Raw genomic sequence first — 26,359 nt, 5'->3', positions numbered from 1 at the left:
CGGACAAAACAACAAGACAGGAGTTGAAAATGAATACAGCACAAACTCAGGCAATCACAGCATGGCAAACTCACGAGATCAATAATCAGTTTGATGAACTGCAAAACTACAATTTATTCAGCACAGATCAGGTTTTACAGGAAATTTTGCAACGCTATGGCAGTCAGGATCAACAAACACTGACTGAACTGGCACAGATTGCAGGTTCAACTGAATATTATCAATATGCAGATTTAGCCAATCGTCATACACCTGAACTGCATAGCTTTGATGCCCGAGGTCGCCGTAAAGATTTTCTAGAGTTTCATCCTGCATGGCATAAATGGATGGGACTAAATCGCCAATTTAATACCCACGCACATCCATTTAACCATCCAAAATCTCCTTCAAAATGGGTGGATTGGGCAGCACGTTTCTTTCTGAGTGGACAGGTAGAATGTGGAAATTTATGCCCCAACTCGATGACTTTAGGCAGTATTCCACTGCTTCAAAATGAACCTGAACTGTGGGCAAAAGTCGGACAAAAATTACTATCGACTGAATATGATGAACGAGATGTGCCTATTGCTCAGAAGAAATCCATTTGGATGGGCATGGGCATGACCGAAAAGCAGGGCGGTTCAGATGTCCGTGCCAATGAAACTTTTGCTGTGCCTGTGGCTGAATCAGGGCGTGGCAAAGCCTATTTACTGACAGGGCATAAATGGTTTTTCTCTGCGCCAATGTGTGATGCACACTTGGTTGTAGCAAAAACTGAACACGATGGTTTGGCGTGTTTCTTTGTGCCACGTTGGTTGGAAGATGGCACCAAGAACAACATTCACATACAGCGCCTAAAAGATAAAGTTGGTAATCGCAGTAATTCAAGCTCGGAAGTTGAATTTAAAAATGCGTGGGGCATTATGATTGGTGAGGCAGGGCGAGGCATTCCGACCATTATTGAAATGGCGAATTATACCCGTTTAACCTGTTCTGTCGGTTCGAGTGCGATGCTGCGTCAGGCGTTGGTACAGTGCATCGCCTATACCCGTCAGCGCAAAGCTTTTGGTAAGCATTTAGCTGAACAGCCTTTAATGCAAGCAGTACTTGCCGATTTGGCTCTGGAAACTGAAGCGGCAATGCAACTCAGTTTTCATCTTGCACATTGTTATGAGCATGATGATGCCTTGTCACAGGCTTGGAAACGCATCATGACCCCTGCAGCGAAGTTTTGGGTGTGTAAACGTACCGTTGAACTGACGGGTGAAATGATGGAAGTCTTTGGTGGCAATGGTTATGTCGATACAGGCATCATGGCACGTATTTTTAAAGAAGCGCCTGTAAATACCATTTGGGAGGGTTCGGGCAATGTCATGTGTCTGGACGTGTTACGTGCCATTCAGCGGGATCGTGAATCTATAGAAGTGTTGTTCAAATCTTTTGCCGAAGTCGCTTCTCAGGATGCAGTTTTACAAAATGAATTACAGAATTTATTTAAATTGTTCAGCAGTTTACAAGCATATGAATTGCAGTTTATGGCACGTAGTTTGGTCAGTCGTTTGGTGATTCTTGCTCAGGCAATTTTACTGAAACAGTATGCGCCTGATTTTGTGGCAAATGCATTTATTCAAACCCGTTATAGTGAATTTCATGGGCGTGTGGTGGGTATGGTAGATGCGAAAACTGTAGATGTGGAAAGGTTGTTGGAAAGAGCTTTGGCTGCCTAAACATCTAGAGATTCAAAACAGATCAGTTTTAAACACGAAGGTCATCATTTTATGATGACCTTCATTTTAAGCGTTTTGATTAAGATTCAAGCTTGGAAAAGTAATCGCAATTACTTTTGTTTTTTTAGCTTTTTTTGGAGCTTTTTCAATTTACCTTCGTGTTTTGAAATTTTGTCCAAACGTGCTTTGATTTTTTTCTTTAAAGATTTAACTTGCTTTGACATCATGTTACTCCTTCGATTGAGGATCCGTTGGCTGATGTTTTTTGATAAAACTACGGATAAATTTTCTTAATTCACGTGCTGCACTGGTGTCCAGATGCTCACAGAGCTGTAAAAACTCATCGCGCTCAGCACTGTTAATGCGAATTAAGAGCTGTCCATCTTTTTTATTCACCTTTGTTTTTTTGGGTAATTCAGCCATAACGTTTTTATCCCCAAAGGTGATGATCAAAAATGTATATACAATATATATATGTTTTAAGAATAAAGCAAATTTATCTTGTTGAAAATATTTAATAATTTTTTATTTTTATGATTTTGTTTGTAATAATTTGTACGATATTTCTCTAATAGCTTGTTATGGCAGTATTTATTTTAAATTTATAAGATCGCTAAAAATTTAAAATTGGAAAACCTAGAAAAGGTTTAATTTCTTTAAGTACAAACATACTTTGCATTTCTTTAATACCTGGCAAACGACGAATAATTGACATTGAAAATTCAGCATAGGTGTCTAAGTCAGGTGATACAACTTGTAAAAGAAAATCAGCATCACCACCAATGCTATAACATGCCACTACATGTTCTAAAGCAGTCACTTCTTCTTCAAATTTTTTGGCTTCTTTTTCACTATGGCTATCAATAGAAACACGTATAAAAACCATAACCCCTAAGCCAATTTTTTTACGGTCTAACAATACACCATACCCTTTGATGATGCTTGTATCTTCCAAATGTTTCACTCTGCGCCAACATGGGGAAGCAGACATTCCGATATTTTCAGCGAGTTCGGCATTGGAAATACGAGAATCACGTTGTAATAACGCTAAAATTTTAGAGTCAGTTTTATCTATGGATTTTTGGGTCATTTTTGTCTTTAAAAGCTATATTAAAGGTCATTTATACCTTTTTTGTTGTAATTTTGGAAATAAATAGAAGAGCTTTACCTGTATTTTTCGCAAAAAATAAGATGGTTTATCTAAGATCATTTTAGGTTGTGACGCTGATGCAAGATTTCACTCAATTTTTTATGTATTTCTTCACTTTAGCTATTGCTGCTTTATTACCAGGACCTGGTATGACAGGCTTAATGTTTAAAACTTTTATTCAAGGTTATCAAAAAGCATCGTTGATGCTTCTAGGGCTTATCACAAGTGATGTTCTATTTTTGCTAAGTTCTATTTTTTTAATTGATTATATTCATAAGCTTAGTCCAAACTTTTCATTTTATATGATATTTCTTTGCAGTTTTTACTTATTATATTTGTCCTATCAATATTGGAATTTTGAAGATAATTTATTCAATGATCAAACTCAAATTTTAGATATAAAGAATTCATTTTCAGCATACCGAGAAGGTTTGTTTATTACCTTAAGTAATCCTAAAACGATCTCTTTTTATCTCGCTTTAGTGCCGACAGTTTTTGGCTCACAGTCCTTAAAAGAAAAAAGTATTGTTTTGATTGGACTTACGGTTTTGACTTTATTGATGATTGGAAGTGTATATATTTTTGCAGCCTTAAAAATTAAAAAACTTTTAAATAATATATGGATGCAGCAAATTTTATTAAAAGGATTGGCTTTTCTGATGTGTTTTTTGGCATTAGGTATGTTATACAAAGAATTGCTTGTATTTATTGTGTGATAGGACAGAAATTTTAGATAAATCCGCTTGTATTTTGCACAAAAAAGCGCATTATATGCTTCACATCATGCTGATGTTTTTAATATAAAAGGTAAAATCAAATGGCGAAGAAAAAAGCTACGCCAGAAGTTGTGATTCACAACTTTGTGGCAAAACACATGAACGATTTTAACAAAAGCCAGACTTTTGTAGATCGAAAGAAAAATGAAAAACGTGGTTATTCTAAACACAAAAAAGGTCGATATTCTGATGATTATCGACCTTTTTACTTTTTAGCTTGTGCTTAGTTTTTAACTATAACTGACCACACGTGTTGTACTTTTAATTAAATCATCTAGACCATGCGTCTTAAAATAATATTCAAGTAAGCTTTTGACCATTAACGGATTATTCATTTTTAAGGCTTGTTCAAGTAGCTCTTTAGCATCAGGCATTGGTACATGACAAATTGCCTTACGTACCCGTAGAATATTACTCGAACTCATTGATAAAGTATTAAAACCCATTGCCATGAGTAAAATCGCATTTAATGGATCGCCCGCCATTTCGCCACAAATACTGACAGGTTTATCATACTTGTGACATTCTTGAACTAAACGAGTCAGTGCACGTAATACAGCAGGATGTGCATGAGAATAGACATTCGCGACACGAGGATTATTACGATCGACTGCCAATAAGTACTGTGTTAAATCATTTGAACCCACAGAAAAGAAGTCAACCAAAGGCGCAAATTCGTCAATTTGTAAAAGTACACTTGGAACTTCTACCATAATACCAATTTTAGGTTTGGTAATTTTGACTTGTTCTTCTTCTTGCACTGCATGCCAATCACGGTCTAATAAATATAAAGCTTCTTCAACTTCACTGACACTTGTGACCATCGGCAGTAAAATATGTAAGTTATTTAAACCAATACTGGCTTTGAGCATGGCACGAATTTGTGAAGAAAAAATTTCAGGATGATCAAGGGTAAACCGAATACCACGCCAACCTAATGCTGAATTTTCTTCTTCAATCGAGAAATAAGGTAAGTCTTTATCAGCACCAATGTCGAGGGTACGCATTACAACAGGTTTGTTGGCAAAGTGGCTGAGTTGTTGACGATAAATAGCACGTTGTTCTTCTTCACCTGGGAAGCGTTCACGTAACATAAATGGAATCTCAGAACGGTATAATCCAACGCCTTTAGCACCACGTTGTACACCTCGCACGACATCAATCATCAAACCTGTGTTGACATAGAGATTGACTGCAACACCATCGGGCGTGATTGCATCTTTGGTTTCATATTGTTTTAAATCTTTTGCAATTTGTTCTTCTTCTTTTTGAATTTCTTTATAACGTGCGCGCAAACGACGTGGTGGATTGATAAAAACACGTCCTTGATGCGCATCAACAATCATTTCTACATCATCGAGTGCATTTACTGGCAGCTCAGTCACACCAACCACAGTTGGAATGCCAAGTGCGCGCGCGACAATCACCATATGGGAGTTCATTGCACCTTCAGTGGTGACAATGGCAGCAATTTTATCAACTGGCAGTTCAACCAATGCCGCAGTAGAAATTTCATCCCCAATGAGAATGCTTTCATCTGTGAGTTCACGATGACTCGCATCAGCTTCTTGTAAATAAGCTAAAATACGGCGACCTAAATCTTTTAAATCTGAGACACGTTCACGTAAATAGTCATCTTCCATTTGTGCAAAAAGTGCAATATGTTTGTCGATGACAATACGCACAGCACCTTGTGCCCAGTTACCATCACGAATTTCTGTTTTAATCTCAGACGGTAATGCATTTTCATCAAGCATACGTAAAAACACACTAAATAAAGCACGTTCTTCTGCCATTAAAGCATCTTGCATTTTGTCATCTAAAGACTGAATTTCATGACGTACAGATGCAATTGCATGATCTAAAAGTTGTAATTCTTCACTAATATCATCAGCTTCACGGTCAGGTACTGCTGCTAAATCTGCTGGAGGATATAAAATGACAGCACGACCAATAGCAATACCTCCTGACCCAGAAATACCTTGAAAAGTTTTATAGGTGGGTGCGCTATTGGGTTTACGAAAAACATCAATATTCCCTACAGCATGAGCATGGGCAATGACACCAGACAATTGGGCGCAGAGGGTAACAAGAAAAGATTCAGCAGCTTCACTAAAATCTTGTGGTTCTTTATTTTGAACCACCATCACACCCATTACCTTACGGCGGTACATCACAGGTACACCAAGGAAGGAATTATAGATTTCCTCACCTGTTTCAGGAAAATAGGCAAAACGTTCATGCTTAAATGCGTTGTCTAAATTGACGATTTCCTCACGTTGCCCAACTAAGCCAACCAAACCTTCACTGGTATGTAAAGATACTGTTCCAACAGAGTTTGGATTTAGCCCTTTGGTTGCCATGAGCACAAAACGTTGATTACGCTCATCCAATAAATAAATGGAGCAGACATCCACGTGCATGGCTTCAGAAACTTGATTGACCATAATTTCTAAAGATTCATGCAAGCTGACAGAGGTATTAATCTCTTGGACAATACGTCTTAGCGTGTCTAGTTGCATGTTTGACATGAATATAAGCTCCTTAAATTAAGATGGTGCTTGAGTTGCAAGATGACCCATTATTTATAGCAGTACCTCTCTGAAAAATCATTTACATTTTTATGGCATTTTCAGGTGAATACTGTGGCATTTGCATACACAACTCCATCATTGCTTTACGATAAACATCACGTTTAAAATTCACCACTTGTCCAAGTGGATACCAATAGCTGACCCATTGCCATTGATCAAACTCTGGTGGATCAGATAGATTCAACTGAATATGTTTCGTTGACGCTACCAATTTTAATAAAAACCATTTTTGCTTTTGTCCAATACATACAGGATCGGAGTCCGATCTAATGTATCGAAGTGGCAAACGATAATGCAGCCAACCCTCGGTTTGCGCAATTATTTGGACATGCTCAGGTAAGAGACCCACTTCCTCATGAAGTTCTCTAAAAAGTGCTTGTTCGGGAGTTTCTCCAAACTGGATACCTCCTTGAGGAAATTGCCATGCATTGTGACCAATGCGCTTTGCCCATAAGACTTGTCCAATATCATTTGCCAAAATGATCCCGACGTTGGGTCGGAAACCTTCTGAATCGATCATTTGGCTACCTAAAAATTGTGAATTTCATTGACTTTGTATATGGGGATATTTAGTTTTTTATCCAACTCGACAAAGTCAAAGTAATAATGTTGTAAAATTGCTATGATCTTAACGAATTTCTATCGACAAGCGGAGATAGATTTACATTTTTTTTCTTAAATTTCAGTTTGCACGAGTATTTTCATGAAATTGGCGTTGTTTGACCTAGATCACACCTTATTAAATACCGACTCTGACCATTCTTGGGGTGAGTTTTTAGTCAATGAAGGCTTGGTTGACCCGATTCGACACCGAGCAATGAACGATAAATTTTATGAAGATTATAAAGCAGGGCAGCTCGACCCAATTGCTTATAATGAATTTGTTTTTGAGTTTTTAACACAACATGACCATGATTATTTGACCGAGTTGCACCAGTTATTTATGCAAAAAGTCATTCGCCCACAAATGCGCCCTCAAGGCTTTGAAGCAATTCAAAGACATAAAGAGGCAGGGCATGAGTTGGTTGGGATTACGGCAACTTCGGACTTTATTACTGCACCGATTTTTCGTGAGTTTGGAATCACGGAAATTATTGCCACTAATGCTGAAGTAAAAGATGGAAAATACACGGGAAAAGTCATCAATATTCCGTGTTATCAAAAGGGTAAATTGGCACGTTTAGATCAATGGTTAGAAGGACGTGATGTCACTGAATCTTGGGCATATTCAGACTCAATCAATGACCGTTTCTTGTTGGAATATGCTGATCATGCTTATGCGATTAATCCAGATGATCGTCTTGAAGCACTTGCTAAAGAGCAAGGTTGGGAAATTCAAGACTGGTCGATTTGATTGATGCCGTTTTTAGATAAATGACAGCACTTCGGTGCTGTTTTTTATTAGTCATATTTTGCAAATAATCAACATTGTGAGTATATCGCGTCTATGTCTTAACTTTGTAAATATTTTCATATATTTAAGATTTGATACTTCACTTTAAAATTAAAAATGTTATGTTGAAATGAGAAGTTTTAAAACTATTTGGAGAAAATAAAATGAGCCAAACACGTCCAAGAATGACCAATTTATTTGAACAATTGGGTTTAGACTCAAGCGAAGCGGGAATTGCAACATTTATAGAAACACATCAGTTAGATGCAGATACATTTTTGACTAAAGCTGATTTTTGGACGGAATCACAACGTCAATTTTTAGCTGAAAAACTCAGTTCAGATGGTGAATGGGCAACGATTGTTGATCAGTTAAATGAATCATTACATGAAGACTCAGTAAAATAGAACGAAACGATATATTTTTTAAAAAAGCTCTCCTCGCTAAACTAAGGAGAGCTTTTTTATTTATTTCATCATTTCAATGAGTTCTAAAACAGCAAGAGATTGACTACGTGCAGGATGCCAAACCATTCCTAATTGGCGATACATATTGACAGGTATATCAAGCTGTTTAAGGTCAGGGTTTAATAAAGTTTTGGGCAATACAGACCAACCTAAACCTATGGATACAAGCATACGAATGGCTTCGAGCGTGTTATTACTCATGGTAATTTTTGGTTTTAATCCTTGTTTTTCAAACTCAGCTAAAGTGATTTGACTGGTATATGTTTGGGAAGCAGGAATTAAACTTGAATATTCAATTAAGTCTTCAAGTGTTAGATTTTCTTTTTGTGCTAAAGGATGAAATGGTGCAACGACAAAAACCAAAGGGTCATTCCAAATTTTCACATATTTTAGGCGTTCATCACCTTGTGGCGGTAAAGTGAGAAAGGCAAGTTCTAAGTCACCTGCTAAGACTTGTTCATGTGCTTGTTCTGAGTCTACAAAATGCACATCTAAAGTCACATTTGGAAAATCTTGTACATATTTTTTGAGATGTATTGGTAGGTGATGCAAACCAATATGATGGCTCGTGCCAATTTTTAACTTCCCTTGTACTTGCCCTTGTTCGTGACTGAGTGTGTGATGAATATCACCTAGTTCATTTAACCAATTTTTAACTTTAGGAAGCAATGAGTTGGCGGCATGAGTTGCTTGTACGCCACGACCTGCGGACTCAAAAAGTTTGACACCAAAATAATCTTCTAAGCTATGTATTCGTTTGGTGACGGCAGGTTGGGTAATAAACAGTTGTTCTGCTGCCATCGAAATAGACCCAGTTTCCATTACTTTTACAAAAGCTTCAAAGGCAGCAAGATTCATGATAATTTCCATCCATAAAGAATTTTTATGCGTAATTCATTATTCAGAAATTTTAAGAATTAATCAAAGCAATTTTTACTTTTTTTAAAGGACGAATAAATTTACTGAGTTTTTTATTCTTTAAGAAAAATTTGTATACAACTTTTCGCTGTACAAAAAATAGGATACTTATTTATATTGAATACGATAAAAACAATAAAAAGGTAGTTTGTATTTGAATAAACAACATCATCATTTTTTTAAAAAATTTAGGACATTTGACCGAAATGTCTTTAAGTTTTCTTGGGATAGATTTTTGATTTATAGCTTTATTTTACTGTTATTGGGCAGTATGTTTCTCTATTATTTTAATCTTTATTTTTTCCTGATTTTTAGCATTATTTTTGTATTTTTTTGGGCGCTTATACGCATACAACATCAGCAAAAATTAAAAAAATTAATGGCAATACAAATTCCTGATTATATTTGGCAGGCTTTTTATCGGCGTCATCCAAATATGAGTTTGTCTTCAAAAGTGAAGATTGAAGAAGGGTTTAAAGATTATCTTGCCTTACATTTATGGCAGAAAAAGGCTTATGCCATGCCTTCACATGCTGTCGATGCGTTGTGGCATCTTTTGATTGAAGAGTTTCAAGGTTTTTATTTTTTGATGTGTCAAAATACTTTGGGTTATGAACTTAAACATCAACCACATGCCCCTCAGCCAACACGAATGCAAAAAGCAGCGCAACAGCAACAACTCATGAATACATGGCAAGCGGCTTGTCAGATTCAGCATTTAAATCCGAAAAATACGTCAATTCTCCCACGTCTATTTCAAGTTGATACGCAGGTAAAATGGGAAAATGGTATTTATTTCAAATTACCTTTACTCATTGCTATGTATGTTCAACTCTTGACGGTCAGTTCACACATGCCGCCTGTTCCTACCAATAGTTCATGTTCATCAGGTACGACAGCTTGTTCATCATCCTGTTCAGGGTCATCGAGTCGTACAAGTCATTCTTGCTCAGATCATGAGGGGAGTTCAAATTCAGACAGCGGTTCGAGTTCTGATTCTTCGTGTAGTAGCTGTGGCGGAGGTGGTGATTAAATTGCCACAGCTTTTGTTTTTAATCTTTAAGCATCAACGGTCGTTTTTTGTGATGCTAAAGCAGCTTGATCTTTTTTATTCCAGATTTTTTCATGAAAGAAGAATGCAAAAGCTTGTACAGTAGGTTCAAGTAAGCTCAATGTGATCGCCATCCATAAATTACCTGTCACCATATAGGCAACTAACATTGCAACGGTAATATGCATGAAGTAGTAACTTAGAGTTTTTTTGAAAATACGTTGATTGGTCTGCACAAAATTCTGAAGACGTGCCATGAGGATCACCACTAATGTTTTAACTTAAATAAATAATAATCATTATCATTTAAAATGTAAAAGAGAATTTTTAATTTGTGGTGATTGGTTTTGTGAATATATCCGCTATAGTTTGAGAATAAGAAAGAAAGTGAATAGAAGTATGTTGAATGAGATCAATATCACAGCACAAAAAAATGATGTATATCAAATATCAGGAACAATTCAGCAGATTCAAATCACACATAAAGCATGCTTATCTTGGAATATTTATAAACATGCGTATAAACACGGAACCCCTGAATTTGACGTCAATTATTTTCACACAATGATTGATGGAATTGAACTAGATGGTTGTTTTACAAAATTAAGTTTTAAAGAAAATGAACCCGTAGAAGCAGTGATTTTTATGCCAGAAGATGTAAGAAAAGGACAACTTCTGGCTTTAAAAACTTCAAATCAGATTCTTTATATTGATCCTCGTTTACATACTTCTGCACAACTCATCGATTTTAAAACTTTTTTAGAAAAGTCCCTGCTTGCTATTTTAATTTTTGCATTAGTTGTGACGAGCTTGCTTTATGGCTTACAAGGTCATGAATTTGATTATCGCCAAGTGATTTTTTTGACTTTAATTGGAAGTGTTACATTGTATTTCTTTCATCCTGCAAAATTGAAAAAAGATCGTTATTTTAAATCCCTGAATCTACGCATGTTTTCTATGCCCATGTTTGATGGTTTGAGTAAGGGACAATTAGAAAAACCGAAATATTTTTATCGGATGCAAGAGTTTGTTATTGATTTAAAACTGCTAGATTGAATAGTGAGTGGATATTTTTAGCAATATTCAATAGATTTAAATCATTCTTAAAAGTTTTTAAATTAATAAAAATGATAAATTAGATTTATGTGAAAACGTGGTTATAATCGAAGTTAATGAAAGAATTACCCAGTCCAGTGGAGCACCTCGACATGGCAGGCGAAAACCAAAAAGCAAAAACATTGTATGATAAATTGTGGGATGACCATTTAGTAAAACAACGAGATGATGGTTCTTCACTTCTTTATATTGACCGTCATTTATTGCATGAAGTAACGTCGCCTCAAGCGTTTGAAGGCTTGCAGTTGGCTGGACGTACACCTTGGCGTTTAAGTGCCAATGTGGCAACACCTGACCATAATGTTCCAACTTCAAGTAAGGAACGTTCTGAAGGTATTGCAGGGATCGAAGATGATACATCTCGTATCCAAGTACAAACTTTAGATGACAACTGTAAAACCTTTAATGTAGTTCAGTTTGACATCAATGATGTCCGTCAAGGCATTGCGCATGTTGTAGGACCTGAGCAAGGTTTAACTTTACCTGGTATGACTGTGGTATGTGGTGACTCACATACAGCAACACATGGTGCATTTGGTTGTTTGGCACATGGGATCGGGACTTCAGAAGTTGAACATGTATTGGCAACGCAATGTTTAGTTCAAAAGAAAATGAAGAACATGCTTGTCCGTGTTGACGGCAAGTTAGGTCAGGGTGTAACACCAAAAGATGTCGTATTAGCAATCATTGGTAAAATCGGCACAGCGGGTGGTACAGGTCATGCGATTGAATTCGGTGGTCAAGTGTTCCGTGATATGTCAATCGAAGGTCGTATGACAGTATGTAATATGGCAATCGAAGGTGGTGCACGTGTTGGTATGGTCGCTGTCGATGATAAAACCATTGAATATGTGAAAGATCGTCCATATGCACCAAAAGGCGAACAATGGGATGCTGCGGTCGCTTATTGGAATACTTTGGTTTCTGATGAAGGTGCACATTTCGATACGGTTGTCGTTTTACAAGGTGAAGAGATTGAGCCTCAAGTGTCTTGGGGAACTTCTCCTGAAATGGTGATTCCCGTTTCTCAAGCTGTACCTACTTTGGAACAGGCTAAAGATGACGTACAGCGCAATGACTGGACACGTGCTTATAACTATATGGGCTTAAATGCAGGTCAGGCATTGGCAGATATCCAATTAGACCGTGTATTTATTGGTTCTTGCACCAACTCACGCATTGAAGATATTCGTGCTGCGGCTGAAGTTGCGAAAGGTAAGAAAGTCGCTTCAAGCATTAAACAAGCGATGGTTGTACCGGGTTCTGGTTTGGTCAAAGCACAAGCTGAAGCTGAAGGTTTAGATAAAATCTTGATTGAAGCGGGTTTTGAGTGGCGTGAACCGGGTTGTTCAATGTGTTTGGCAATGAATGCTGACAAATTACAACCGGGTGAGCATTGTGCATCGACCTCAAACCGTAACTTTGAAGGTCGTCAAGGCAATGGTGGACGTACGCATTTGGTGAGTCCAGCCATGGCGGCGGCAGCAGCAATCGCAGGTCATTTTGTGGATGTACGCAGTTTCTAAAATCCCCCTCTTGCGAAGCAAAGCTTCTCACCTTTTGTAAAAGGGAGAAGTTCCCCTCTTTATTAAAGAGGGGGTAGGGGAGATTTAAAGTGATGATATTTTTCAGGAATTAAAAATGAAAAAATATACCGTTGAACAAGGTATCGTTGCACCATTAGACCGTGCCAATGTTGATACAGATTTAATTATTCCAAAACAGTTTTTGAAGTCGATCAAACGTACAGGTTTTGGTGATAACTTATTTGATGAGTTGCGCTATTTAGATGAAGGCTATTTGGGTCAGGACATTTCCAAACGTCCTAAAAACCCTGATTTTGCTTTGAATCAGCCACGTTATCAAGGTGCTTCAATCTTGATTTCACGTGCCAATTTTGGTTGTGGTTCAAGTCGTGAACATGCGCCGTGGGCGTTGGAAGAATATGGTTTCCGTACTGTAATTGCACCAAGCTATGCGGACATTTTCTTCAATAACAGCTTTAAAAATGGCATGTTACCTGTCATTTTGTCTGAAGAAATTGTCGATCAATTATTCAAAGAATGTTTTGCCAATGAAGGTTATCAATTGACCATTGATTTGGAAGCGCAAGAAGTGCGTACACCAAACGGTGAAGCATTTAAATTTGAAGTTGATCCATTCCGTAAGCACTGTTTATTGAATGGCTTGGATGACATTGGTTTAACTTTACAGGCGCAAGATGACATTTGTGCGTATGAAGAAAAGACCAAACAAGCACGTCCTTGGGTTTTTGCTGAAATTCAAGCTTAGTTAGATAAGAGATAGCGTGAAAGTTCAACTCTTGTTAACATATGAAGCATAAAAAAATGAATGTTTTAGGTGACTAGGGTTGGACCAAAACAATGATTAAGGTCTTTGATTATCGCATCATGATAGGTGTGTTGAGTTTAGCACTCAGCGCTTGTCAGACAACTGATATTTTACGCGTTAAAACAGCGGAAAATAAGCCTCACAATCCGCTGAATAATGTCACGCTTTATTGTACAGGAGCGGAAAGTTGTGAGTTTGGTCGTCTTGGTAATATGGTATTAATTGATGCGGATACACATCGTATTAATCCTGCTGCGATTAAACAAGGTTATTTAAAGTTGTCAAAAAAAGAGAGTAAAAAAACTTCACTTTATTTGACAGTACCTGCAAATCAATATGAATTGGTAATTCGTTTTTATCCTATATCTCAACAACATGCAGAAGTTTTTCATGTTATTCATCGTTTTAAAGCAAATCAGCATTACACCTTTAAAATGTATCGAAAACGATCAGAAAGCTCAGGGAGTTTGTTGAATGTTTCAGCTCCGTCACCTTTATGTGTGGACATGTTGCAAGGGCAAAAAGTGATTCGTCGTTTTTGTCGCCCCTATAATGCAGAAACTGGTTTAAGCGAATATATAGAGCAAAAAATTTAAACTTACTTGGCAGTATGGCTGCCAACAATATAAATGGAAACACAAATGTCTAAACAAATTTTGATCTTGGCTGGTGATGGGATTGGTCCTGAAATTGTTGCTGCTGCAGAAAAAGTCTTAAATCATGTCAATGAAAAATTTAATTTAGGTTTAACTTGGGAACATGGTTTGTTGGGTGGTTCAGCCATTGATGCACATGGCGAACCGTATCCTGCTGTTACTGCTGAGCAAGCAAAAAAAGCCGATGCAATTTTGTTAGGTGCAGTTGGTGGTCCAAAATGGGATACGATTGAGCGTTCAATTCGTCCTGAACGTGGCTTGTTAAAAATCCGCAGTGAATTGAATTTATTCGCAAATTTACGTCCTGCTATTCTTTATCCACAACTTGCTGATGCTTCAAGTCTAAAGCCTGAAATTGTTTCTGGTTTAGACATTCTCATTGTTCGTGAGTTAACAGGTGGTATTTACTTTGGTCAACCACGTGGTATTCGTGAGTTAGAAAATGGCGAAAAGCAAGGCTATAACACTGACGTTTATGCAGAATCTGAAATTAAACGTATTGCTAAAGTTGCATTTGAAATGGCAAGTTTACGTGGTGGTAAAGTTTGTTCAGTCGATAAAGCCAATGTTTTAGAAGTCACTGAGCTTTGGAAACAAACTGTAACTGCTTTAAAAGAAGAACAATATCCAGAAATTAATTTGTCACATATGTATGTCGACAATGCTGCAATGCAGTTGGTACGTGCGCCAAAACAGTTTGATGTTATTGTAACGGGTAATTTGTTTGGTGATATTTTATCTGACGAAGCTGCAATGTTAACGGGTTCAATCGGTATGTTGCCATCAGCATCTTTGGATGAAAATGGTAAAGGGATGTATGAGCCATGTCATGGTTCGGCGCCAGATATCGCAGGTCAAAACGTGGCGAATCCACTTGCAACCATTTTGTCTGTTGCAATGATGCTGCGTTATACCTTCCGTGAAGAAACTGCTGCTAAAGCCATTGAAGATGCAGTAGGTAATGTATTAGATCAAGGTTTACGTACAGGGGATATCATGTCAGAAGGCATGAATAAAGTTGGTACAATTGAAATGGGTGATGCAGTTGTTGCAGCACTCGCTTAATATTTTATTTTAGATGTCATGTAAACGCAGCTTAGGCTGCGTTTTTTATGCCCATTTAAGGAAAAAAGGCAAATTAACAAGCACGACCTTTAAGTTGAATTGCGGTGACATGTTGTTGTTTTAATTTGAAAATGATATGACAGGACATCTGGTTGGCGTAGGTTTCACTTGAACCTCCCATTTGCATTGGAATAAAGCGTCCTCGTGCATCCGCAATAGGAAGTTGAGATGACATAGCCGTATAAACACGACGTTCAAAAGTATATACAAGCTGTTGTTCATTGATTTTAGGTGGTGATTTTAGTTGAATACCAATATCTTTTAAATTGATTTGCTGTTGTACTTCTTCAGCACTCAGCCCTTGATAAGTATTTAACTTTTGCATTAACGTTTGGTTACGCTTTTGATGGACTGTTGAGCAAGCACAGAGTAATCCTGTGCTAACAAATAAGCATAATAAGGTATTGTGAATTCTCATTTTTTATTTAAGTTGTCTAAAATGTTATCGAGATGTAAGTATAATTTTATTCAGTTAAATAAAGTCATTGTATTTCGCAATAAAAATACAAGTTTTAAAGGGAATAAGAGAGTTAACATGCTCTTCCTGAATAATTTACAGCTTTTGCAATATTCTGTTCTAACTCAAAAATGATTTTACATTGAAAATTAATATCATAACTACTCGCACCAGACTGCACTTTGCCTAGACCTACATCACCCTGTGGCATTGGAATATTTAAAGGGCGATAAATAGTATAAATTATTTTTGATTCAGTTATTTGGGGTGATTTGCTCTGATAGCCTAATTTTTTAAAATTCAAGTTATCTTGGATAGTTTGACTAGGTTGACCAAGAAAGTTATGCAAATACGCATTGAGGTCATAAGGGCGATTAAGCTCAGTTTGACAGGCTGTTAAGCTCAATCCTAGATAGCAAAGCCCGACACAAAACATGATTTTTTTCATGAATATTCTCCCTCATGGTCAACACACGATTGATATTGACATTCCTTGTGAGTGTAGTAAAAATTTTCATGATGTAGTGTTGTTTGATTGATAAATTAGATAATTGGTTAGACAACATGAAAAACAAAAATCAAACATGATAAGGATTAGACAATGAAAAAGATTTGGCTAGGTTTGGGTATGATGTGCCTGTCAAGTTTTGCATTTGCAGATAATTGTGACAATGCACGTAATGCTTATGACGATATTTATTGTAGTAATAAAATTTATGCTAGCGCAGATGCTGAGTTAAATAAAAATTATCAATTACTCAGAAGTAAACTCACAACGAATCAAAAAACAATTTTGAAACGTTCTCAAGTTTCTTGGATTAAAGAGCGTGATGCACAATGTTCAGATGAAGCAGAGCGTACAGTTTTTGTGAACTGTAATTTAGAGAAAACACAGGAACGCAATGCTTGGTTAAGAGAGCGAATCCGTGAGTGTGATACAGTGGGTTGTAAAAATAGTACGCTGAATTAAAACATTAAAAAAGCCACAATGGTGGCTTTTTGCTTGCTAAAACTTAGCGTGCACGATATGTAATACGACCTTTAGTTAAGTCATATGGAGTCATTTCCACTTTTACACTGTCGCCAGTTAAAATACGAATATAGTGTTTACGCATTTTACCAGAAATGTGTGCAATCACTTCGTGACCGTTTTCTAAACGTACACGGAACATAGTATTAGGAAGCGTTTCGGTGACAACGCCTTCGAACTCGATAAGTTCCTCTTTATTGGCCATAGCCTACCTGATGATCAAATTGGAAAGGCGCAAATTATAGGCAGAATTTTAGAAAAAAACAAGATGTAGGCAGGAGATAGCATTGCAAATGTAGTCAAAATAGGCGAACAAAGAAATAAATTTTTTCAACAAAAAGTTGCTTATACATGTTGTCAGTTTGGTCAATCGACTGTAATCTAAAAACGATGTTTTTAAGTATAAATGAATAAGATACAAGGAAGGGCACTGCGTGAGTCAGCTAACTGATGCTTCGGTTGTTTTGCGATTAGGCTATCAAGCGATTCGTCGTGCGGGATTGCCAACTGAAGAACTATTATCAAAAGCAGGTGTGGCATTAAATCAAATCGATCAAAATGCACGTACACCTTTAAGTGCGCAATATGCTTTTTGGATTGCAGCAGAGGAAGTCAGTCGTGATCCCGATATTGGTCTACACTTAGGTGAGCACTTACCACTTTATCGTGGGCAAGTCATTGAACATCTCTTTATTTCTAGTGAAAACTTTGGTGAAGGGTTAAAACGAGCGTTGGCTTATCAGCGTTTAATTAGTGATGCATTTCATGCCAAACTCATCATTGATGATGAGGGGCGTTGTTATCTCACCAATGGTGAACAGCCATGGGGTGAAAATATTGTCAATCGTCATTTTTCTGAATGTGCGATTTCAGGCATTTTACGCTTTTTTAAATTTATTACTGAAGGGCGCTTTGAGCCGATCTATATTGATTTTAACTTTGCTCAAGGTGCGCCAGATGATGAATACTTTCGGGTATATGGCTGTCCAGTGAGTTTAGGGCAAAAAGAAACGCGTTTGTATTTCGATCCATCCATTTTGGAGTATCCATTGTGGCAAGCTGAACCTGAACTGTTGCAGTTACATGAACAGCTAGCCATTGAAAAACTCCAAGAGTTGGCTCGTTATGATTTGGTTGGTGAAGTACGCCGTGCGATTGGTTCAACTTTAGAAAGTGGTGAAACAACACTAGAAACGGTTGCCGCACAGTTAAATATTACACCCCGTCGTTTGCGTACACAGCTTTCTGAAGCGAATACCAGTTTTCAGCAAATCTTGTCGGATTATCGTTGTCGTTTGGCGAAGAAACTTTTGGCAAATACCACTGAAAGCGTTGAGAGAATTGTTTATTTAACAGGTTTTTCTGAACCGAGTACGTTCTATCGTGCGTTTAAACGTTGGACCAATGAAACACCAGTAGAATATAGAAAGCGTAAGCAGCGTTAATATTTTCTAAATTTCTGTGAGCAAAAGCTTCGAGTTGTAAAATTCGAGGCTTTTTAATTGTATCTAGATCATTATAAATTGATTATTTTTTGAGAATAAGAAATGTATGAACAATTACAACGCATTCAACAAAAGTTAGCACAGTTGAAAATCCAAGATTCTCATTTAGATTTATTCGGTGCTAAAAGGCATCAATATCAGTTAAATCCACCTGTATCACTTGAGCTTATTCAACAGTTTGAGCAGCGATATGGTATCCATTTACCAGATGAATATGTCCAGTTTTTAATGCATATTGGTAATGGTGGTGCAGGTCCTTTTTTTAGGGCTTGAGCCATTTGAGCATGTTCTTTTTGTCGATTTAGATCGACCAAACTCAGCGCAGTTACTGCATCCCGATTTACCTTTTCCACATCAAAAAGCGTGGAATGAAGCGTTTAATGCCAATTGTGATGAGGATGATGAACAAGAATTTGAATGACAGTATTTTGAGTTCCATCAACATCAAATGGATGGTGTAATTGCAATTTGTAATTATGGCTGCGGTGTAAGTTAAATCTTGTGGTGAATGGGGCAGAGTATGGTCATATGTGGACAGATGATCGTGCCAATGATGGTGGTATTTATCCTTCGCAAGAGCTGGGTAATCGTGAGCGCATCACTTTTTTAAACTGGTATGAGCGTTGGTTAGATCAGTCTTTACATGAGGCGGCAGTAAGATAAATAGAAAATATTATTGTAAAACGATGTTGATTTAATCCTCCTTAAAAAGATTTTCTAAGTAAGGAGGATTGAAAACGGATTGTGAGATTACTCAGGCATATTCAGCCAATGTGGTCCTAAAGGCATTTGAGGGAGTTCAAATTGCTCAGGGTAATCGGCATGAATAAAGTATAAGCCATCAGGTGGTGCTGTAATTCCTGCGGCTTTACGATCTTCAGCAGCAAATATTTCATCAATATGGTCGATTTCATACATGCCTTTACCAACTTCTAACAGGCAACCCATAATATTACGAACCATGTGATGCAAGAAACCATCTGCTTTAATGTCTAAAACAAGATAGTTGCCGTGACGAATCAAACGGCAGTGTCTGACATGGCGTATGGGTTGATTAGACTGGCATGCTGCTGCACGGAAGCTTTCAAAGTTATGTGTACCTTCGAACTTTTTCGCAGCCTCAATCATTTTATCGACATCCAGTGGATAAAAGGCGTGAGTGACTTGTTTATGCAAGAGTGCAGGTCGGTTCGCTGACTGATACACCACATAGCGATAACGACGTGCTTGCGCTTTAAAACGCGCATGAAAGTCATGATCCATCTCTTTGATCCATTGGATCGAAATATCTTTAGGCAGTTGGCTATTTGCACCCATCAGCCAACCACGCATCGGGCGAATTGCGTTGGTATCAAAATGCGCCACCATATTGGTCGCATGTACGCCTGCATCAGTACGACCTGCGCCATGTAAAATGATCTTTTCATCTGCAATGGTGCTCAGCACTTTTTCCATTGTTTCCTGAATACTGCGTACGCCAGGCTGTTGAGTTTGCCAACCTTTATATCGAATGCCACAAAACTCAATACCAATTGCAAAGCGTTGCATAAATACCCCTATTCAGGTGAATGATTAAAATGATCATACCAATGTGTATGCCACTGGTCTGGAGTTGGGTATTGTAAATAAATTTTTAGAATTTTGGCATAAAGATCAGCTTGACTGAGTGCATCACTGATTAAAACTTTAGATTCTTTGATCCATTGGCTAATGGCATAGCGTTGATCCATTCCTCCGAGTGGGACTTGGGTCGAGAGCACAATTTGACAACCTTGTTGTTGTAATGCTTTGAAGCTTTGAATGATTGAGGCATTTACAGCAAGGTTGCCTACACCATACGCTTGTAAAATTAAAAAATGCGGTGCATTGGAAATCAGCGATTGTAGATTTTGATTGAATTGAGCAAGTTCTGTGGGAACCATCATCCAATTCACAATATTTAAATGCTGTGCTTTTTCAATATGTTTCAGTTGGACATTGATCATAGAATGTGTCATTTGAACGCTTTGATCAGCTTTGAGTCCACGAAATGCATCAAGTGCAGTACTGTGGGCTTTGAGTGCTGTTCTGGCATGTACGACTTGATGGTAAAAAGCCAAACAGACACCGACAGGTAGTTTGCTGACAGCTTCAAGTGCTGTATTTAAGTTGTCGACAGCATCAGTAAATTCACGTGTATCGTCACCTTGAATATTCAGAAGAGGATATTGACTGCCTGTTAGAACAACATGACAAGAGTCTCCTAAAAAATGTGACAAGGTTGCAGCAGCATAACTGAGGGTATCTGTACCATGAATAACAACGAAATGTTGGAAATTTTGCAGTTGTAGCGTTTGAATCTGTTGGATCAGCTTCAACCAGTCAACAGCAGTACAAGCACTGCTGTCTTTAATATTGGGTGCTTTAAAACATTCAATTTTAAGTTGTGGTGGCAGAATGTGTTGTAGTTTGGGGATAAACTCCACCTCTGGCATAGGTGCTAAAGGTTCACCAACGCATCCAAAGGTTCCGCCCATATAAATCAAAGCAATTTTTGTGTTCATGATTCTCTAGTTCACAATAAAAAAGCAGCCATAAATGACTGCTTTATCTTAAAACGAATAATTTTAAGATGCTATGCGGTTAAGTAAACTTTGTGATTGTTCGCGTTGTGCAGGTGAAAACTGGTCAGCATTTTGGCTAAGAATCTCACGTGCTGAAGCATATGCACCCAGATCGATATATTGTTCTGCAAGATCTAAATTTAAAGCAAGTTCATTGACTTCTAATAACTCAGGAAATGCTTGTGTTAAAGGATCATCTGTACTGAAAGAAAGTGTATCTGTTGTATGTAATGTTTCGATGGTTTGCGGTGCCAATTCCACAGGACTTGGTTCTGCTGCATCAAAACTAAAATTAGGTTTATCTTCAAGATCAGTATTATCTAATTTAAACTCAAGCGTTGGCGAGCTTGCTTCAACACTTGGTGCTTCTTGAGTGGGTGCATCAAAATCCATTTTGAATTCAGTCAGCATTTCTGTTGGTGAATGGTCTGGAGTTTGAGGACTAGCTTCTGCTACAGGTGTAGGTGTTGTTTGTGGGCTAAGATCAAAACTAAACTCAAGTGGAGCGCTATCTGTTGTTACCGTATTTTCAGTAACAGGTTCAGGTGTGCTTGGTGTAGTGGTATCTAATCCAAATGAAAAATCTAATGCTTCATGAGCAGTTGATTGTTCTGCACTATCCTTTTTTTCTACTGGTGCAAGTGTAAAGTCTAAATCAGCAACTTCTGTAGATGTTTCAGTCGGTTGTGCTACTTCGATAGTAGGTGCTGGACTTGGAGCAAAATCTAAATCGGGTACAGGGGTTGTTGGTGTTTCACTTGGAGCAGTAAAGTCTAAATCTAAAGAAGGCGTTGCCTCTGTTTTTGTACTTGGACTATATTCATTTTGTAATAAATCAAAACTGTTATTTGTCTGAGTTTTAACATCAACCAGTGAATCAAAAGCATCAGCAGAAACAGGACTTTTTTCAATTGGTGCAGCAGTTGCAGGAATAACAGGTGTTGTAGAGGGTTCAAACTCAATCGCATCAATCTTTTGTGTTGAAACAAGCGCTCTTTTTTCTTCAGCTTGTTTTAAAATATCGTCTAAACCTAAACTACCAATAAATTGAATGAGTTGATTAACTGCAAAATCATCTTTTTGCGCTAAATGAATATCTAATAAATAAAGATATAGCGAATGTTGACGATTATCTTGATTTAGGGCGAGGTTGATTTGTGCTTCAGCGGCTGAGTAGTTTTTTTCTTTGATCAGATTTTCAATTTTTTGTTTTAAGTCTGAACTAATTTCTACAAACGTTTCTTGAGCAACAACAGGTGTTTCAACAACTTCTGTAGATTGTCGTTGACTTGAGCGTGCAGTTTTAGCAACATTTTTTTTTGCAGTTTTTTTATTAGTAGCTTTATTTGTTTTTCCAGTGCCTGCATCGTTATTGCTGCTTTCACGTTTTTTTAAAACAATTGCGACGACCAACAATAAAACAAAAGGAATGATATACAACAACATGTTCCGTTACCCCTTCATTGTATCCAATGAACCTTAATTTAAGAAAATACGTGAATTACTTCGGTTTTTTTGCATCAGCCTGCTGCAATTGTTGCTGAATCTGTGCAAGTCGAGCATTGAGTAGCTGAATCCGATTGTTTTTTTGATTTAGCGCTAAACTCAGTTGCGTCACGTTATTTTGTAATTTAACTGTTTTTTCACGTGCTGTCATAACTTTTGTGGATAATTCCGCAGAAGTTGGATTTTGTTGACTATTTTTTTGTTCAGTTGTTAGGTTTGTCGTTTTTTTCTGATCTGCAACAATACTCATTTCAGCTTGATTTAAACGATATTTTGTTTTTGCTGAAGGTTTCTGCTCAGTTGTAGGTTGAGCAGGTTTAAATTTTTGTTGAGGATTTGCTGGTAGAGCTTGTGACAGGTTTAAAGCAATGCCTTGACGTATCCGATTAGGATCACCTTGAATAAATGCATTTTGATTATCTGCTTGTAACTCACGCATAACATCTGCAACATTTCGTCCTGTTTTGGCTGCAATTTTATTTGCAATAGACCATAACGACTCATTGGCTTGTACGGTATATGAACCTTTATTGGTTCTCGTCTGTTGAGCAGGTTTTTGTTGAGTATTTATATTTGTTTGAGTTGGCTTTTGCGTGTTTTGCGGTGGTTTTTGCACAGCCGATGCCATTTGTTCTTTGACTTGGGCATTTGGATGATACTTTAAGAAAGCCGCTTTTGTTGCTTCGGCATTTTCTTTTAATATCGTATTTGTTGTTGCACTTGTTTGTGTGTTGAGCGTGATCTGATTGTTTTTAAGTTCAGGTAAACTTGTTGCAGAAATTGCTAAATTATTACCATCAGAACTCTTTGCTGTCACAGAATTGCTTGATGTTGTCTCAGTTGCAACGATTTGCTGTGAAGCACTTTCTGGCAGACTTAAAGCAATCTCTTTTTCGCTCACAATCATTTGAGGCGTTAATGCTTTTTCATTTGCTGTAATATTTTGCGAAGCCGCAGGCGTTTTAGTGCGTGTTAAACTTGCTTTGACTTGTTGAATATGAGTGGCACTACCTTCTTTGACTCTAATCAGAATATTGAGTTCAGGCTCAATAAAAGGACGTGATGATGTAATCACAATCACACCATTTCCGTCACCTGAACGGCGTGTAAAGAAGTTCAAATGTCCAGAGGGTTGATGTGATAAACGTAAGTCCACCATGTCTTCTGCCGAGGCTAGATCTACATCAATTTTTTCGTTTGGATTTGAATTGCTAAATTTCATCTCTGCATAAAGCAAATCTCCTGAGCCAGATTGAATTTGAATCGGATCAATTTGAATTGCAGATACAGATTGTGATGCAATAATAGCTAATATGGCAATTTTTAGTTTGTTATATACGGTCATCGCTTTCATTGCTCTAATGAAATTATCGTCATCTAACCAAGCATGGATTTGCTTAGTTATCGCCCCAAATAAATTTTTAACCGTATAGTTACATAAAAAAACCGAACTTTACAGTTCGGCTTTACATTATTTAAATAAATTTTTAAATTTACGCATTTTTATAGTCAATTAAAATACGTAACATACGGCGTAAAGGCTCAGCAGCGCCCCAAAGTAATTGGTCACCTACAGTGAAAGCACCAAGATATTCTTTACCCATATTGAGTTTACGTAGACGACCTACAGGCACAGTTAAAGTTCCAGTTACAGCTACAGGTGTAAGATCAGTCATTGATGCTTCACGAGTATTTGGAACAACTTTTGCCCATTGGTTTGCATTACGTAAGATATCTTCAATTTCATCTAAAGGAATATCTTTTTTCAATTTCAAAGTCAATGCTTGAGAATGGCAACGCATTGCACCAATACGCACACAATGACCATCAATTGGAACAATTTGCGCATTGCCCAAAATCTTGTTGGTTTCGACTTGACCTTTCCATTCTTCTTTTGACTGACCGCTTTCAAGCTGTTTGTCAATGTAAGGAATGAGTGAACCTGCTAAAGGCACACCAAAGTTTGCTGATGGGAAACCTTCACCACGTTGTAATTGTGCAATTTTAGAGTCGATGTCTAAAATTGGTGAACGTGGGTCATCAAGTAAATCTTTGGTATTGTTATATAAGTAGCCCATGCCTGTGATCAGTTCACGCATATTTTGCGCGCCTGCACCTGAAGCTGCTTGATAAGTCATAGAGGTTGCCCATTCCACAAGATTGTTCTGGAATAAACCGCCTAAGCCCATTAACATGAGTGAAACTGTACAGTTTCCACCAACGAATGTTTTAGTTCCATTGACTAAACCATCTTTGATGACATTCATGTTCACTGGATCAAGTACGATGATCGCTTCATCATCCATACGTAAGGTTGATGCAGCATCAATCCAGTAGCCATTCCAACCGTCAGCTTTAAGCTTTGGAAAAACTTCAGTGGTATAGTCGCCACCTTGACAGGTAATAATGACATCCATTTGCTTCAGACTGTTAATGTCTGATGCATCCATAAGTGCTGGGGCAGTCTTACCACCAAAAGCAGGGGCTTCACCACCTGCATTACTGGTAGAAAAATAGAATGGCTCAAAATGAGCAAAATCATTCTCTTCAACCATACGTTGCATAAGGACGGAACCAACCATCCCGCGCCAACCGACCAGACCTACTTTCATGTCACTTCGCCTCGGTGCGTTAAAAAATTAATAGGGGGATTCGAGTGTATCAAAAGGATATGTAACTGCAATAGCTACATAATCAAAACATCAACAATATTGTGCAATATATCTTGTTTATGTTACATGCAAAACTGATATAAATTTATGAATCAATAAAAAATTAAGAATATAAGAGTGTAAATTATGTTTTGGATCGAAATTCTTGCAGGTGTGGTGATTTGGCTGAGTTTTTGGTCACTGATTCCACGAGATGAATGGTGGTTTCGTGGTGCAGATTTTCCACGCTTACAAATTTTAGCGTTGGGCGTCATCGCATTTTTTTTATTGATTTTTTGGCAAGGTGAATGGGATTTAAAACGAGAAATTATTTTTATTTTATTGATTGTTGCATTGGCATATCAGTTAAAAATGGTGCTGCCTTATACTTTTCTTTGGAAAAAACAAGTTGCTCAAGTACGCTCAGAACAGCTTGATGCTAAACGGCAAATCTCGGTGATTGTGTCTAATGTGTTGACTCCTAACGATAAATATCATTTGTTAATTGAACAAATTGAAAAGCATCAACCTGACATCGTATTAACTTTAGAAACAGATCAAACTTGGCAAAATGAATTGTCGAGCATCGAGAAGGATTATCCTTATCGTGTTCCTGTACCTTTAGATAATTTGTATGGCATGCATTTGTATAGCAAGATGAAATTACTTGATACTGAAGTCAAATTTATTTTAAGTGATGAAATTCCATCTATTCATACAACAGTAATTTTAGACTCAGGACAACCTGTGCAGCTTTATTGTTTACATCCGAAACCACCGAGTCCAACTGAAGCAAAAGACTCTACCTTACGTGATGCAGAGTTACTGATTGTCGGGGATCAAATTAAAGATTTGGATGAAAGCTGTATTGTGATGGGCGATTTAAATGATGTCGCTTGGTCTCGAACAACGCGTTTATTTCAGCGAATAAGTGGTTTACTTGACCCACGTGTTGGGCGCAAATATGTCAATACTTTTCATGCAGATTATAAGCTTTTAAGATGGTCACTTGACCATTTATTTCATAGTACAGACTTTGCTTTGGTACACATGGAACGTTTGCCACATGTGGGTTCAGACCATTTTCCTATTTATGTTGTTTTGCAAACAGGACGCGAATTTGAAGCGATTCAAGAAGAGTTAGAACAAACCGATGATGATGAGCAAGAAGCACAAGAAGCAATTCAAGAAGGAATTGAAAAAGCAGAGCGTGAAGAAAAAATAGTGACTGATGAAATTGCCCAAGATTATAAAGATAATGGAAAAATACCTTAAATATAAAATTAATATTTGTAGGAAAATG

The 26,359-nt window shown here is 37.4% G+C and carries 31 protein-coding genes; 17 read left to right on the top strand and 14 right to left on the bottom strand.

The window, feature by feature from the left end:
• Positions 1-29 precede the first annotated feature (29 nt).
• Positions 30-1,706, top strand: a complete 1,677-nt coding sequence (locus tag HX005_RS01050; RefSeq protein WP_286375990.1) for an acyl-CoA dehydrogenase family protein — start codon at positions 30-32, stop codon at positions 1,704-1,706.
• 228 nt (positions 1,707-1,934) lie between these two features.
• On the opposite strand, the gene HX005_RS01045 is transcribed toward HX005_RS01050, so the two are convergent.
• A complete protein-coding gene (locus HX005_RS01045; protein ID WP_107006853.1) occupies positions 1,935-2,129 on the bottom strand; it encodes a hypothetical protein in 195 nt (64 codons plus the stop codon).
• Between the two features lie 190 nt (positions 2,130-2,319).
• Positions 2,320-2,796: an Lrp/AsnC family transcriptional regulator gene (locus HX005_RS01040; RefSeq protein WP_107006852.1), complete on the bottom strand. Its 477-nt coding sequence runs from the start codon at positions 2,794-2,796 to the stop codon at positions 2,320-2,322.
• A gap of 137 nt (positions 2,797-2,933) precedes the next feature.
• Here HX005_RS01040 and HX005_RS01035 point away from each other — a divergent pair, with 137 nt between their 5' ends.
• Positions 2,934-3,572: a LysE family translocator gene (locus tag HX005_RS01035; protein ID WP_286375989.1), complete on the top strand. Its 639-nt coding sequence runs from the start codon at positions 2,934-2,936 to the stop codon at positions 3,570-3,572.
• A gap of 101 nt (positions 3,573-3,673) precedes the next feature.
• Positions 3,674-3,859, top strand: coding sequence for a DUF7230 family protein (locus HX005_RS01030; RefSeq protein ID WP_107006850.1), 186 nt, complete (start codon positions 3,674-3,676; stop codon positions 3,857-3,859).
• Between the two features lie 3 nt (positions 3,860-3,862).
• On the opposite strand, the gene ptsP is transcribed toward HX005_RS01030, so the two are convergent.
• Together ptsP and HX005_RS01020 are read right to left on the bottom strand one after the other, a co-directional pair.
• Positions 3,863-6,163 carry a phosphoenolpyruvate--protein phosphotransferase gene (ptsP, locus tag HX005_RS01025; protein ID WP_107006849.1) on the bottom strand — a complete coding sequence of 767 codons (2,301 nt, stop codon included), beginning with the start codon at positions 6,161-6,163 and terminating at the stop codon, positions 3,863-3,865.
• 82 nt (positions 6,164-6,245) lie between these two features.
• Entirely contained in the window at positions 6,246-6,746 is a 501-nt protein-coding gene (locus tag HX005_RS01020) for an RNA pyrophosphohydrolase (protein ID WP_107006848.1), read from the bottom strand.
• Positions 6,747-6,929: 183 nt separating this feature from the next.
• Here HX005_RS01020 and HX005_RS01015 point away from each other — a divergent pair, with 183 nt between their 5' ends.
• On the top strand, positions 6,930-7,580 hold the full coding sequence (locus HX005_RS01015; protein ID WP_286375988.1) for an HAD family hydrolase: 651 nt from the start codon (positions 6,930-6,932) through the stop codon (positions 7,578-7,580).
• Between the two features lie 203 nt (positions 7,581-7,783).
• On the top strand, positions 7,784-8,026 hold the full coding sequence (locus HX005_RS01010) for a DUF2789 domain-containing protein (protein ID WP_130072147.1): 243 nt from the start codon (positions 7,784-7,786) through the stop codon (positions 8,024-8,026).
• A 60-nt stretch (positions 8,027-8,086) separates the two neighbouring features.
• On the opposite strand, the gene HX005_RS01005 is transcribed toward HX005_RS01010, so the two are convergent.
• Complete coding sequence (locus HX005_RS01005; protein ID WP_286375987.1) at positions 8,087-8,944, bottom strand: LysR family transcriptional regulator; 858 nt, start codon at positions 8,942-8,944, stop codon at positions 8,087-8,089.
• A gap of 439 nt (positions 8,945-9,383) precedes the next feature.
• Between HX005_RS01005 and HX005_RS01000 the strand changes: the two genes are divergently transcribed.
• The gene (locus HX005_RS01000; RefSeq protein WP_286375986.1) at positions 9,384-10,037 is read left to right on the top strand and encodes a UCP032817 domain-containing protein; all 654 of its coding nucleotides are present in this window, start codon (positions 9,384-9,386) and stop codon (positions 10,035-10,037) included.
• Positions 10,038-10,063: 26 nt separating this feature from the next.
• Here the strand turns inward: HX005_RS01000 and HX005_RS00995 are convergent, their stop codons facing one another.
• Positions 10,064-10,318: a DUF2061 domain-containing protein gene (locus tag HX005_RS00995; protein WP_286376173.1), complete on the bottom strand. Its 255-nt coding sequence runs from the start codon at positions 10,316-10,318 to the stop codon at positions 10,064-10,066.
• 136 nt (positions 10,319-10,454) lie between these two features.
• Between HX005_RS00995 and HX005_RS00990 the strand changes: the two genes are divergently transcribed.
• The 5 genes from HX005_RS00990 (at position 10,455) to leuB (ending at position 15,244) form a co-directional block, all read left to right on the top strand.
• Positions 10,455-11,111: a hypothetical protein gene (locus HX005_RS00990; protein WP_286375985.1), complete on the top strand. Its 657-nt coding sequence runs from the start codon at positions 10,455-10,457 to the stop codon at positions 11,109-11,111.
• A gap of 152 nt (positions 11,112-11,263) precedes the next feature.
• Positions 11,264-12,697, top strand: a complete 1,434-nt coding sequence (leuC, locus tag HX005_RS00985; RefSeq protein ID WP_107006842.1) for a 3-isopropylmalate dehydratase large subunit — start codon at positions 11,264-11,266, stop codon at positions 12,695-12,697.
• 115 nt (positions 12,698-12,812) lie between these two features.
• A complete protein-coding gene (gene leuD, locus HX005_RS00980; protein ID WP_286375984.1) occupies positions 12,813-13,463 on the top strand; it encodes a 3-isopropylmalate dehydratase small subunit in 651 nt (216 codons plus the stop codon).
• Between the two features lie 92 nt (positions 13,464-13,555).
• Positions 13,556-14,119: a hypothetical protein gene (locus HX005_RS00975; protein ID WP_107006840.1), complete on the top strand. Its 564-nt coding sequence runs from the start codon at positions 13,556-13,558 to the stop codon at positions 14,117-14,119.
• Positions 14,120-14,164: 45 nt separating this feature from the next.
• Positions 14,165-15,244, top strand: a complete 1,080-nt coding sequence (gene leuB, locus HX005_RS00970) for a 3-isopropylmalate dehydrogenase (protein WP_286375983.1) — start codon at positions 14,165-14,167, stop codon at positions 15,242-15,244.
• 73 nt (positions 15,245-15,317) lie between these two features.
• On the opposite strand, the gene HX005_RS00965 is transcribed toward leuB, so the two are convergent.
• Both HX005_RS00965 and HX005_RS00960 read right to left on the bottom strand, forming a co-directional pair.
• Positions 15,318-15,629: a hypothetical protein gene (locus tag HX005_RS00965; RefSeq protein ID WP_107006838.1), complete on the bottom strand. Its 312-nt coding sequence runs from the start codon at positions 15,627-15,629 to the stop codon at positions 15,318-15,320.
• 205 nt (positions 15,630-15,834) lie between these two features.
• Complete coding sequence (locus HX005_RS00960) at positions 15,835-16,209, bottom strand: hypothetical protein (protein ID WP_286375982.1); 375 nt, start codon at positions 16,207-16,209, stop codon at positions 15,835-15,837.
• Between the two features lie 153 nt (positions 16,210-16,362).
• Between HX005_RS00960 and HX005_RS00955 the strand changes: the two genes are divergently transcribed.
• Positions 16,363-16,731 (top strand): lysozyme inhibitor LprI family protein, encoded by a 369-nt coding sequence (locus tag HX005_RS00955; RefSeq protein WP_107006837.1) that lies wholly within the window; start codon positions 16,363-16,365, stop codon positions 16,729-16,731.
• Positions 16,732-16,774: 43 nt separating this feature from the next.
• On the opposite strand, the gene infA is transcribed toward HX005_RS00955, so the two are convergent.
• On the bottom strand, positions 16,775-16,996 hold the full coding sequence (infA, locus tag HX005_RS00950; protein ID WP_001284370.1) for a translation initiation factor IF-1: 222 nt from the start codon (positions 16,994-16,996) through the stop codon (positions 16,775-16,777).
• A gap of 229 nt (positions 16,997-17,225) precedes the next feature.
• Here infA and HX005_RS00945 point away from each other — a divergent pair, with 229 nt between their 5' ends.
• The 4 genes from HX005_RS00945 to HX005_RS00930 all read left to right on the top strand — a co-directional run bounded on the left by HX005_RS00945 (position 17,226) and on the right by HX005_RS00930 (position 18,959).
• Positions 17,226-18,236, top strand: a complete 1,011-nt coding sequence (locus HX005_RS00945) for an AraC family transcriptional regulator (protein WP_107006836.1) — start codon at positions 17,226-17,228, stop codon at positions 18,234-18,236.
• Positions 18,237-18,338: 102 nt separating this feature from the next.
• Entirely contained in the window at positions 18,339-18,569 is a 231-nt protein-coding gene (locus tag HX005_RS00940) for an SMI1/KNR4 family protein (protein WP_286375981.1), read from the top strand.
• Complete coding sequence (locus tag HX005_RS00935) at positions 18,544-18,717, top strand: hypothetical protein (protein ID WP_286375980.1); 174 nt, start codon at positions 18,544-18,546, stop codon at positions 18,715-18,717. The genes HX005_RS00940 and HX005_RS00935 overlap by 26 nt, the downstream gene beginning before the upstream one ends.
• 107 nt (positions 18,718-18,824) lie before the next feature.
• Positions 18,825-18,959, top strand: a complete 135-nt coding sequence (locus tag HX005_RS00930) for a hypothetical protein (RefSeq protein WP_286375979.1) — start codon at positions 18,825-18,827, stop codon at positions 18,957-18,959.
• An 87-nt stretch (positions 18,960-19,046) separates the two neighbouring features.
• On the opposite strand, the gene truA is transcribed toward HX005_RS00930, so the two are convergent.
• The 5 genes from truA to asd all read right to left on the bottom strand — a co-directional run bounded on the left by truA (position 19,047) and on the right by asd (position 25,017).
• Positions 19,047-19,844: a tRNA pseudouridine(38-40) synthase TruA gene (gene truA / locus HX005_RS00925; protein ID WP_286375978.1), complete on the bottom strand. Its 798-nt coding sequence runs from the start codon at positions 19,842-19,844 to the stop codon at positions 19,047-19,049.
• Positions 19,845-19,852: 8 nt separating this feature from the next.
• A complete protein-coding gene (locus tag HX005_RS00920) occupies positions 19,853-20,839 on the bottom strand; it encodes an asparaginase domain-containing protein (protein ID WP_286375977.1) in 987 nt (328 codons plus the stop codon).
• A 63-nt stretch (positions 20,840-20,902) separates the two neighbouring features.
• Positions 20,903-22,345, bottom strand: a complete 1,443-nt coding sequence (gene fimV / locus HX005_RS00915; RefSeq protein ID WP_286375976.1) for a T4P machinery localization factor FimV — start codon at positions 22,343-22,345, stop codon at positions 20,903-20,905.
• 55 nt (positions 22,346-22,400) lie between these two features.
• Positions 22,401-23,750 (bottom strand): FimV/HubP-related protein, encoded by a 1,350-nt coding sequence (locus HX005_RS00910; protein WP_286375975.1) that lies wholly within the window; start codon positions 23,748-23,750, stop codon positions 22,401-22,403.
• 148 nt (positions 23,751-23,898) lie between these two features.
• Positions 23,899-25,017 (bottom strand): aspartate-semialdehyde dehydrogenase, encoded by a 1,119-nt coding sequence (gene asd / locus HX005_RS00905; protein WP_286375974.1) that lies wholly within the window; start codon positions 25,015-25,017, stop codon positions 23,899-23,901.
• Positions 25,018-25,203: 186 nt separating this feature from the next.
• On the opposite strand from asd, the gene HX005_RS00900 reads away from it, so the two are divergent.
• On the top strand, positions 25,204-26,331 hold the full coding sequence (locus HX005_RS00900; protein WP_286375973.1) for an endonuclease/exonuclease/phosphatase family protein: 1,128 nt from the start codon (positions 25,204-25,206) through the stop codon (positions 26,329-26,331).
• The last annotated feature ends 28 nt before the right edge of the window (positions 26,332-26,359 follow it).

It is taken from the genome of Acinetobacter sp. R933-2 (assembly GCF_030325485.1).
GTDB classification, from domain to species: Bacteria; Pseudomonadota; Gammaproteobacteria; order Pseudomonadales; family Moraxellaceae; genus Acinetobacter; species Acinetobacter sichuanensis.
Note: the sequence above shows the minus strand (reverse complement) of the source record. Positions and strands in the feature narration are given on the sequence as shown.

Bases quoted from the DNA above. Each gene is read 5' to 3' on its own strand.
- HX005_RS00955 (WP_107006837.1), top strand. From the start codon at position 16,363: ATGAAAAAGATTTGGCTAGGTTTGGGTATGATGTGCCTGTCAAGTTTT.
- HX005_RS01030 (WP_107006850.1), top strand. From the start codon at position 3,674: ATGGCGAAGAAAAAAGCTACGCCAGAAGTTGTGATTCACAACTTTGTG.
- HX005_RS01035 (WP_286375989.1), top strand. From the start codon at position 2,934: ATGCAAGATTTCACTCAATTTTTTATGTATTTCTTCACTTTAGCTATT.
- HX005_RS00930 (WP_286375979.1), top strand. From the start codon at position 18,825: ATGTGGACAGATGATCGTGCCAATGATGGTGGTATTTATCCTTCGCAA.
- leuD (WP_286375984.1), top strand. From the start codon at position 12,813: ATGAAAAAATATACCGTTGAACAAGGTATCGTTGCACCATTAGACCGT.
- HX005_RS00990 (WP_286375985.1), top strand. From the start codon at position 10,455: ATGTTGAATGAGATCAATATCACAGCACAAAAAAATGATGTATATCAA.
- infA (WP_001284370.1), bottom strand. From the start codon at position 16,996: ATGGCCAATAAAGAGGAACTTATCGAGTTCGAAGGCGTTGTCACCGAA.
- HX005_RS01020 (WP_107006848.1), bottom strand. From the start codon at position 6,746: ATGATCGATTCAGAAGGTTTCCGACCCAACGTCGGGATCATTTTGGCA.
- HX005_RS00920 (WP_286375977.1), bottom strand. From the start codon at position 20,839: ATGAACACAAAAATTGCTTTGATTTATATGGGCGGAACCTTTGGATGC.
- HX005_RS00965 (WP_107006838.1), bottom strand. From the start codon at position 15,629: ATGCAAAAGTTAAATACTTATCAAGGGCTGAGTGCTGAAGAAGTACAA.
- fimV (WP_286375976.1), bottom strand. From the start codon at position 22,345: ATGTTGTTGTATATCATTCCTTTTGTTTTATTGTTGGTCGTCGCAATT.
- ptsP (WP_107006849.1), bottom strand. From the start codon at position 6,163: ATGTCAAACATGCAACTAGACACGCTAAGACGTATTGTCCAAGAGATT.
- HX005_RS00910 (WP_286375975.1), bottom strand. From the start codon at position 23,750: ATGACCGTATATAACAAACTAAAAATTGCCATATTAGCTATTATTGCA.
- asd (WP_286375974.1), bottom strand. From the start codon at position 25,017: ATGAAAGTAGGTCTGGTCGGTTGGCGCGGGATGGTTGGTTCCGTCCTT.
- HX005_RS00975 (WP_107006840.1), top strand. From the start codon at position 13,556: ATGATTAAGGTCTTTGATTATCGCATCATGATAGGTGTGTTGAGTTTA.
- leuB (WP_286375983.1), top strand. From the start codon at position 14,165: ATGTCTAAACAAATTTTGATCTTGGCTGGTGATGGGATTGGTCCTGAA.
- HX005_RS01010 (WP_130072147.1), top strand. From the start codon at position 7,784: ATGAGCCAAACACGTCCAAGAATGACCAATTTATTTGAACAATTGGGT.
- truA (WP_286375978.1), bottom strand. From the start codon at position 19,844: ATGCAACGCTTTGCAATTGGTATTGAGTTTTGTGGCATTCGATATAAA.
- HX005_RS01000 (WP_286375986.1), top strand. From the start codon at position 9,384: ATGGCAATACAAATTCCTGATTATATTTGGCAGGCTTTTTATCGGCGT.
- HX005_RS01040 (WP_107006852.1), bottom strand. From the start codon at position 2,796: ATGACCCAAAAATCCATAGATAAAACTGACTCTAAAATTTTAGCGTTA.
- leuC (WP_107006842.1), top strand. From the start codon at position 11,264: ATGGCAGGCGAAAACCAAAAAGCAAAAACATTGTATGATAAATTGTGG.
- HX005_RS00900 (WP_286375973.1), top strand. From the start codon at position 25,204: ATGTTTTGGATCGAAATTCTTGCAGGTGTGGTGATTTGGCTGAGTTTT.
- HX005_RS01005 (WP_286375987.1), bottom strand. From the start codon at position 8,944: ATGAATCTTGCTGCCTTTGAAGCTTTTGTAAAAGTAATGGAAACTGGG.
- HX005_RS00960 (WP_286375982.1), bottom strand. From the start codon at position 16,209: ATGAAAAAAATCATGTTTTGTGTCGGGCTTTGCTATCTAGGATTGAGC.
- HX005_RS01045 (WP_107006853.1), bottom strand. From the start codon at position 2,129: ATGGCTGAATTACCCAAAAAAACAAAGGTGAATAAAAAAGATGGACAG.
- HX005_RS00940 (WP_286375981.1), top strand. From the start codon at position 18,339: ATGTATGAACAATTACAACGCATTCAACAAAAGTTAGCACAGTTGAAA.
- HX005_RS01050 (WP_286375990.1), top strand. From the start codon at position 30: ATGAATACAGCACAAACTCAGGCAATCACAGCATGGCAAACTCACGAG.
- HX005_RS01015 (WP_286375988.1), top strand. From the start codon at position 6,930: ATGAAATTGGCGTTGTTTGACCTAGATCACACCTTATTAAATACCGAC.